This is a genomic window from Mesorhizobium sp. M7A.F.Ca.US.006.04.2.1, assembly GCF_004022915.1.
Lineage (GTDB): Bacteria > Pseudomonadota > Alphaproteobacteria > Rhizobiales > Rhizobiaceae > Mesorhizobium > Mesorhizobium ciceri.
This window is the reverse complement of sequence record NZ_RZQA01001262.1, coordinates 1-1,260: the sequence shown is the minus strand read 5'-3', so window position 1 is coordinate 1,260 and position 1,260 is coordinate 1. Positions and strand designations below refer to the sequence as shown.

Below are 1,260 nucleotides of genomic sequence, written 5' to 3'. Positions count from 1 at the left end.
TTCATCCACCCCCACGCCTATGGCTGGCTCGAGCAGTTCGTGAAGGCCGGCTATTTCGAGCCGCAGGATCTGACCACGGTGCCTTCACTCGCTAACCAGCCCGCCGATGCGCTGGTGGCCGGCACCTACCGCGCCGACAAGAAGGTTTATTCCCTGCCCTTCGCCTCGCAGACGCTCGGCCTGTTCATCAACAAGGACGTCTTCGCCAAGACCGGGTTGACCCCGCCGACCACATGGGATGAGTTCATAACCGTCAGCAAGGCGCTGAAGGACAAGGGTATTTATCCCCTCGCCAACGGCATGGGCACAAGCTGGTTCAACGAGATGTTCGTCGCCATCTTCACCAACCCGTTCCTCGGCCAGGATTTTGTCAGCGACCTGACGTCGGGCAAGACCACCTTCAAGGACCCGCGCTATGTCGCCGCACTCGGCAAGCTGCTCGAATTGCGCGACTACATGCCGCCCGGCTTCGAAGGTATCGACTATGACACCGCCGGCCAGCTGTTCATCAGCGGCAAAGCGGCGATGCTTGCCGGCGGCAGCTTCGACATCGCCAGCTACCGCACCCAGAACCCGGCCATCAACATGGACTTCGTCGCCCCGCCCATGGCCAAGGCCGGCGATACGCCGCAGGTGACCAAGTTTTTCGACGGCGGCTATGCGGTCAACGCCAAGTCGGCCAACAAGGAGGCCGCGCTCAGGCTGGTCAACTGGATGGGCACAAAGGAGTTCGGCGACAAGTTCTCCGCTCTGCTCGGCAACATCTCGCCGATCAAGGGCGTCGTCATCAAGGACGAGCTTCTCGCCCATGTCGCCAAGTTGAACGAAACCGCCATGCCGCATATCAATGTCGTCTACTTCCGTTTCGAGAAACCGACGGGATCGGAGCTGCTGCAGGGCGACATCACCAAGATGATGTCGGGTTCGATCACCCCGGACCAGCTGGCCGCCGACCTGACCAACGGCCTCGCCAAATGGTACAAGCCTTTCCAGGGCAAGTGACATGAACAGCGGCCGGCGCCACACCACAAAAGCCTTTCCGTGGCGCCGGTCACTCTGGATCGCGTCCCTGCTGACACCGGCCCTGGTGGTCATGGTGCTGTTCGTGCTCTGGCCGCTGCTCTCAGCCTTCCGCCTTGCCTTCTATGAGTTCAACGGCTTGCAGCCGACCGGATTCATCGGCTTCGAAAACTTCCGCAAGGTGCTGTTTGAACAGCCTTACAGCGACTGGACCTGGAATGCGCTGAAGCACAACATCAT

1 protein-coding gene and 1 pseudogene are annotated in these 1,260 nt (G+C 60.6%); both read left to right on the top strand.

The features are described 5' to 3' along the window. The coding region (locus tag EN925_RS36440) for an extracellular solute-binding protein (RefSeq protein WP_128337396.1) at nt 1-1,002 on the top strand (1,002 nt) is incomplete at its 5' end. 1 nt (nt 1,003) lies between these two features. Then, a pseudogene (locus tag EN925_RS36435) lies at nt 1,004-1,260 on the top strand (sugar ABC transporter permease); the annotation flags it as partial.